This is a genomic window from Streptomyces turgidiscabies Car8 (assembly GCF_000331005.1).
In the GTDB taxonomy this organism is placed as follows: Bacteria; Actinomycetota; Actinomycetes; order Streptomycetales; family Streptomycetaceae; genus Streptomyces; species Streptomyces turgidiscabies.
The window spans coordinates 1-6,837 of record NZ_AEJB01000507.1; the positions used below are offsets into that span (position 1 = coordinate 1).

Sequence of the window (6,837 nt, forward strand, 5' to 3'; positions counted from 1 at the left end):
AGCGAACAGATGATGACGCCCATGACGTTGACGTCGAGCACCCGCCGTACGTTCGCGAGGCCGAGCTCGGTGAACGGCCTGTTGTAGGCGGCGTGCAGGCCCGCGTTGTTGACCAGGAGGTCGAGTCCGCCGTGTCGTGCGGCGATCTCGTCCACGACCGCGCCCACCGCGTCCTCGTCGGCCACATCGCATCTGACGCCGGTCGCACGCCTGCCCTGTGCCGTGAGTTCCGCCGCGGCCTCGGCCGCCGCGTCGCCGTCGATGTCGGCGAGCACGACATGTGCGCCGAGGGCCGACAGGGCCTCCCCGAACGCCTTGCCGAACCCCCGGCCGCCTCCGGTGACGAGCGCCACCCTGCCCTCGTACTCGCTGCTGTGCCGCGCGTTGTCCTGGGGTTCGTCGCCCTGCGGTTCGTAGTCCGGCATCAGAGCCTCACCTCGGTCCGAATCGTTGGCCGGCGTCCAGACGGAGGCACTGGCCGTTGAGCATGGGGTTGTCGACGACGGCGAGCGCGAGCTTCGCGTACTCCTCGGGGTGGCCCAGGCGCCGGGGGAACGCGGCGTCCTTGACCAGCGCTGCCCGAACCTCGGCCGGGATCTTCTCGGTGGCGCCGGTCTCGAACAGGCTGGGCGCGATGGCGACGACGCGGATGCCGAGGGAGCCGAGGTCCCGGGCCATGGTGAGGCTCATGCCGGCGATCGCGGCCTTGGCCGCCGAGTAGGCGACCTGGCCGATCTGGCCCTCGAAGGCGGCGATCGACGAGGTGTTCACGATGACGCCCCGTTCGCCGTCTGGCTCCTCGGGCTCGTTACGGCTCATGTGCGCGGCGGCCAGGCGGCTGACGTTGAAGGTGGCGACCGCGTTGAGGTCGAGCACCCGACGGAAGGTCTCCAGATCGTGGGGCCCGTCCTTGCCGAGCGTGCGCCGTACGCTGCCACCGCCCGCCGTGGTGACCGACACATGCAGCCCGCCCAGAGCCTCGACGGCAGCGCCCAACGCGCTCTCCGTCGCCGCGAAGTCTGTCACGTCGACGGGGTGGAAGCTCCCGCCGACCTCGGCGGCGACCTCGGCGCCCGCCGACGCCGGACGGTCGAGTACGGCGACCTCCGCGCCCCGGGCCGCCAGCAGCTCGGCGGTGGCCCGGCCCATGCCGGAGGCACCGCCGAACACCACGGCCTTCTTGCCCTTGATCTCCATCGGGAACCTTTCGGGTTTTCGCGCTTCTTCCGGTTCAGGCGGACGCGGCGACGCGAGTGGGGGAGGGCCCCAGAAGGGTGACAAGGCGGTCGCGGTGGACGGCCGCGTCGCCGTACAGGACGCTGTCGGCCCTGGCCCGCCGCAGATAGAGGTGCAGGTCGTGCTCCCAGGTGAAGCCGATACCGCCGTGCAGCTGGAGTGCCCGCGCCGCGACCTCGCCGGCGCCCGCCGAGACGTACGAGGCGGCGGCACAGGCCGCGCGAGCCGCGTCGTCGGTGCCCGCGTCGGCGGCCATCGCCGCGTAGTGGGTGGCCGCGCGTGCCCCGTGCACGAGGAGAGCCATGTCGGCGGCCGAGTGCTTGACGGCCTGGAAGGAGCCGATCGGCTGCCCGAACTGCACGCGGGTCGTGGTGTGTTCGACCGTGAGCTCCAGCAGGCGCCGCATCACCCCGAGCGCGTCGGCGCACCGCAGCACCGACGCCTCGTCGAGCAGCCGCTGGATGTCGTCGGGCCCGCCGGTGAGGCGGCGGTCTGGCGGAACCCGTACGCCGTCGACACGGACCTCGTGGAACGCGCGGGTCGGATCGAGGGTGCGTTGGCGCCGGACGGTGACGCCCGGGGCTTCGCGGTCGACGAGGAACGAGGCAGAGACACCGTCGTGCAGGGCGGTGACGAGGAGCCAGCGGGCGCCGCCGGCGTCCTGCACCGCCGTCTTCACCCCGTCGAGGACGTACGCGTCCCCGTCGGAGCGGGCGGTGGCGCGGATGCCGTCGAGGGACCAGGGCGCCCGGGGTTCGCCGAACGCCCAGGTGGCCCAGGACGATCCGGCGGCCAGAACGGGCAGTACCTCGGACCGCAGGCCGGGCGAGCCTCCGGTGGCGAGTGCCCGGCCGACGATCGCGGTGGGCGCGAACGGACCCCGCCCGAGGGCACCCCCGAACTCCTCGGCGACAAGGGCGAGTTCCACCAGCCCCTGGCCGCTGCCGTCGAACTCCTCGGACAATCCCAGCCCGGGCCAGCCGAGTTCGGCCGTCAGCCGCCACACCTCGGGGTCGACGTCCTCGTCACGGTCCAGCCACGCCCGTACGTGCTCGATCGGGGCCCGGTCCGCCAGCAGATCACGCGAGGCCTCGCGCAACATGCCCTGCTCTTCACTGAGCTCGAAATTCACCTGAACAAAGTATCCTCTTTTCTGGTTCGGGTCGAGATTGTCGGCCATGAGCCGAGCAGTTACCCCCTGTTTCCAGTGCTGCTTGCTGGTGGACCTGTCGATCCCGACCAGATTTAAGTACTCTGAATTGCATGGTTGATGCCGTACTACTCTCCGCGTGCCGTACCGCGATCGGGACCGCCCGACGGGGAACCCTGCGGGACACCAGCGCCTTCGAACTCGCCACCCTCGTCGTGCGCGAGGCCGCCCACCGCAGTGGGCTGCCGCCGGAGACGATCGACGACGTCGTCCTCGGTGAATCCCTCGCTGGGGGCGGGGACATCGCCCGGTACGCGGCCCTCCAGGCCGGGCTGATCCACGCGCCCGGGCTGGCTCACAACCGGCACTGCGCCTCCGGGCTGGCCAGCGTGGCGACGGCCGCCGGGAGCGTACGCGCCGGCATGGACCGGGCGGTCGTCGCGGGCGGCACGCACTCGTCGTCCACGGCTCCGGTGGCCCGTTGGCGGCTGCCTGGCACCGACGACTGGCAGGACCCCTGGATGGCGCCGACCCACGTCCCGACGCCCGAGGCTCCCAACAACGACATGGGCGTCCTCGTCGGCTGGAACACGGCCCGGCTGGCAGGCCTCACCCGCGAGGAGATGGACGCGTGGGCACTGCGGTCGCACGAGCGGGCGGTACGGGCAGTCGACGAGGGCCGGTTCACCGACGAGATCGTGGCGGTGAAGGTCAGGGGGAGGGCCGGCGCGACCTCGGTCCCAGTAGTTTTCGACACCGACGAGCACCCCCGGCGCGACACCACCGCGGCGAAACTGGCGTCGCTGAAGGTGCTGCACCCCGAGATCGAGGGCTTCTCCATCACGGCCGGCAACTCCAGCGGGGTGAACGACGGCGCGGCGGCGGTCGTGGTCGCCGGTTCGGACCTCGCCGCCGCGCACGGACTCACGCCGCTCGCGACCATACGGTCCTGGGCGAGCGTCGGTGTCGACCCGGTCGAGACGGGGCTGGCGCCGATCGCCGCGATCCGCAAGGCGCTCGGCCGGGCCGGGCTCGGCATCGGCGACGTCGACCTCTTCGAGGTCAACGAGGCCTTCGCGGCGGTGGCCGTCGCCACCACCCGCGCACTGGACCTCGACCCGGAGCGGGTCAACCCCTTCGGCAGCGGATGCAGCCTCGGTCATCCGATCGCCACCACCGGTACCCGCATGGTGGTGACCCTGGCCCACGAACTGCGCCGCAGAGGAGGCGGAACGGCGGTCGCGGCGATGTGCGCGGGCGGGGGAATGGGCTCGGCGATGGTGCTGACGGTGTGAGGGTGCCGCCTCGGGCGCGGGCCTTGGGGGCGGTGTGGTCCCCGAGCCGCCTCGGCGAATTTCGGGGCGCGCCCGCGCCCCGAAAGGGGCGCGGGGAACAGCGCGACCAGCCCCCACCCACCCGCGGATTCATGACCGCCCGCCCAGCGGAGCGCTACCGGGCCGCCCAGCTCACCGTCTTGGTCTGCAGATACTCGTCGAGCCCGAACTCGCCCCACTCCCGGCCGAGTCCGCTCTGCTTGTAGCCGCCGAAGGCCGCCCGTGGGTTCACCCCGGCGCTGCCGCCGTTGATCGCCACTCCGCCGGCCCGGATGCGCGACGCGATCTCGTGGGCGGCCACGGTGTCGGCGCTCCAGACGGCGCCGGCGAGGCCGTACGGGCTGTCGTTCGCGATCCGTACCGCCTCCTCGTCGGTGGCGAACGGGATGACGACACCGACCGGTCCGAAGAACTCCGTACGCGCGATGGTCATCGCGTTGTCCACGCCGGTGAAGAGGGTGGGTTCCACGAAGTAGCCCCGGTCGAGGCCCGCCGGGCGTTTGCCGCCGCAGACGATCCGGGCCCCCTCCTCCTCGCCGACGCGGATCAGCTTCTCGACCTTGTCCCGCTGGGCCGCACTGATCAGCGGGCCCATGGTGGTCGCCGGGTCCGCCGGGTCGCCGACCCTGACCGCGGCGAGGCCCTCGCTCAGCCGGGCGACCAGTTCGTCGTGGACGGACGTGTGCACGAGGGTGCGGGTCAGCAGCGAGCAGCCCTGTCCGGCGTGGGTGGTGATGCCCGCGAGCGCGGACCGTACGGCGCCGTCGAGGTCGGCGTCGGCACGGACGATGTTGGCCGACTTGCCGCCGAGTTCGAGGACGACCTTCTTCAGCGAGGCCGCGGCCTGGGCGTAGACCGTACGTCCGACGGTGTCCGACCCGGTGAAGCTGACCAGGTCCACCATCGGGTGGGTGGTCAGTTCGCGGCCGGCCTCGATGCCGCCGGTCACGATGTTCAGCACACCCGGCGGCAGACCGGCGGCGTCGGCGAAGTCGCCGATCAGAAGGGACTCCAGGGGAGTCGCGGGCGCCGGTTTGAGCACGGCGGTGCAGCCGGCCGCGAGGGCGGGGATCACCTTCATCATGCTGAGGAAGAAGGGGAAGTTGTAGGCGGCGATCAGGGCGCACACGCCGAACGGCTCGCGGCGTACCACCCCTTGGGAGATGCCGATGCCCGGCGCGACGGTGGGCTGCATCGGCCGCTCCCAGGCGAAGGCCGGCATGACCCGCTCCGCCATGTCGCGCAGATGTGCCACCGGGACCCGGGTCTGCAGACTCTCCGCGAGCGGACGGACCGATCCCGCCTCGGCGATGTTGACGGCCACGAGATCCGGGAGCCGCCGCTCCATCTCCTCGGCCATGCGCAACAGGATCGCGGCCCGCTCGGCGGGCTTCAGCCGGGGCCACGGGCCCTCGTCGAAGGCCCGGCGCGCTGCCTCGACGGCCCGGCGCACATCGGAGAGCGAGGACTGGGGGACCTCCGCGATCGACTCCTCCGTCGCCGGATTGCTTACGACGAGGGACGAGTCCGCTTCGCCGTCCGTACGGCGCCCGTCGATGTAGAGCTGCGTAGAGAACGAGTTAGCCGTCGTCATGGAGTTAAGTGTACGTAATTGGCGGTGCGAGGGAAGGGGCTGCGCCTGTCGGCCTTGTGTCAGGCGTTTGTCAGGCTTCTGGAACCGCGCGGGCCGCTAATCCGTATGCTGAATCATTGACTGGACCGATCGGTACAGGTAACTTCGGCCTCATCCGCGGGGTGGATTCTGCGCGAACGACGATGTTCGAAAGAGGTACCGCCTGTGTTCAAGGAATTTGTCGTCTCCGGTGATTCGCACATCATCGAGCCGGTCGATCTCTTCAAGACCCGGCTCCCCAAGAACCTGCGTGAACGGGCCCTCTGGGAAGAGGAGTTCACGCTCGACGAGCCGATCGTGCCGGGCGGCCACACGGAGTTCAAGAAACTGCACACCATCGGGTTCGACGGCTGGACCATCTCCAAATACCGGCAGACCGGAGGAGAGACCCCCGACGGCGATCCCGAGCACATCCTCCGGGACATGAACATCGACGGCGTGGACGCCTCGGTGATGTTCCCGAACCTCTCCCTGTTCGTCCTGTTCACCGACGACCACGAACTGTCCATGGCGCACGCCCGCGTCTGGAACGACTACCTGGTCGAGCGGTATCTGCCGTACAAGGACCGGCTGCGCCCGACGGCGGCGATCCCCCTCACGGACGTGCCCGAGGCGGTCGCGGAGATCGAGCGGGTCGCACGGCTCGGACTCGGGGCGATCCTCCTGCCGGAGATCCCGCCGCTGCCCTTCTACTCGCGGGAGTACGACCCGGTCTGGGCGGCGGCCCAGGCGCACGGTCTGCCCGTCTTCATCCACGTGGCCACCGGCGGGGTGAAGGTCAGGGAGCAGGTGTCCGAGACGGCGGTGACCGTCCGGGGCCTGATGAACGCCATGAACATGGGCAAGGGCAACCTGACCGACGACATGGTGACCGGCCGGACCATGGGAACCGCGGTCGGCTCGGCCGTGGCCGGGCCGCAGGGCATCATCGCCAGCCTCGTCGGCGGCGGTGTGTGCGAGCGCTTCCCGGACCTGCACTTCAACCTGATCGAGTACACGGCCGGCTGGCTCGTCTCCTTCATGGGCTACATGGACAAGGCGTGGAAGACCGGCACCGGCCAGGACCCCGACTGGTGGCTCGGCTTCTGGGACGACAACCGTCCCGCGACGGAGCAGGCCTCCATGGGACGGCTGTTCGCCATCAACGACCAGTGGCCCTACCCCCTCAAGCCCACCGAGTACGTCCGGCGCCAGATCCACGTGCAGTTCGCGGACGACCCGACGGCCGTCAAGGCCCGCCACATCACCGGCCTCTCGACGGTCATCTGGGGCAACGACTACCCGCACGCCGAGGGCACCTTCCGCGACAGCGCCGAGTGCGTCGCGGAGAACTTCGAGGGCGTGCCGGACGAGGACCGCGCGGCCATCCTCGGCGGCACACTGGCCGACGTCGTGCACTTCGACAAGAGCAAGAAGCTCGCGCCGCTTCCCCAGGACGCCTGACCGGCGGCTGCAAGGGCGGTGGTGGTCGTGCTGGGTACCGG

At 70.8% G+C, this 6,837-nt stretch carries 6 protein-coding genes; 2 read left to right on the forward strand and 4 right to left on the reverse strand.

Annotation, left to right across the window (positions count from 1 at the left end):
- From STRTUCAR8_RS36360 to STRTUCAR8_RS36370, 3 genes are all read right to left on the reverse strand, one after another.
- Window positions 1-425, reverse strand: a 425-nt coding sequence (locus tag STRTUCAR8_RS36360) for an SDR family NAD(P)-dependent oxidoreductase (RefSeq protein WP_006381291.1), incomplete at its 3' end; no start/stop codon positions are given.
- Window positions 426-432: 7 nt separating this feature from the next.
- Window positions 433-1,197 (reverse strand): SDR family NAD(P)-dependent oxidoreductase, encoded by a 765-nt coding sequence (locus STRTUCAR8_RS36365; protein WP_006381288.1) that lies wholly within the window; start codon window positions 1,195-1,197, stop codon window positions 433-435.
- A gap of 34 nt (window positions 1,198-1,231) precedes the next feature.
- The gene (locus tag STRTUCAR8_RS36370) at window positions 1,232-2,368 is read right to left on the reverse strand and encodes an acyl-CoA dehydrogenase family protein (RefSeq protein WP_044473506.1); all 1,137 of its coding nucleotides are present in this window, start codon (window positions 2,366-2,368) and stop codon (window positions 1,232-1,234) included.
- Window positions 2,369-2,499: 131 nt separating this feature from the next.
- Between STRTUCAR8_RS36370 and STRTUCAR8_RS36375 the strand changes: the two genes are divergently transcribed.
- The gene (locus STRTUCAR8_RS36375; protein WP_006381286.1) at window positions 2,500-3,681 is read left to right on the forward strand and encodes a thiolase family protein; all 1,182 of its coding nucleotides are present in this window, start codon (window positions 2,500-2,502) and stop codon (window positions 3,679-3,681) included.
- Window positions 3,682-3,835: 154 nt separating this feature from the next.
- Here STRTUCAR8_RS36375 and STRTUCAR8_RS36380 read toward each other — a convergent pair whose 3' ends face one another.
- Window positions 3,836-5,314, reverse strand: a complete 1,479-nt coding sequence (locus tag STRTUCAR8_RS36380; RefSeq protein WP_006381289.1) for an aldehyde dehydrogenase family protein — start codon at window positions 5,312-5,314, stop codon at window positions 3,836-3,838.
- A gap of 204 nt (window positions 5,315-5,518) precedes the next feature.
- Here STRTUCAR8_RS36380 and STRTUCAR8_RS36385 point away from each other — a divergent pair, with 204 nt between their 5' ends.
- Window positions 5,519-6,796 carry an amidohydrolase family protein gene (locus STRTUCAR8_RS36385; RefSeq protein ID WP_006381287.1) on the forward strand — a complete coding sequence of 426 codons (1,278 nt, stop codon included), beginning with the start codon at window positions 5,519-5,521 and terminating at the stop codon, window positions 6,794-6,796.
- Window positions 6,797-6,837 lie beyond the last annotated feature (41 nt).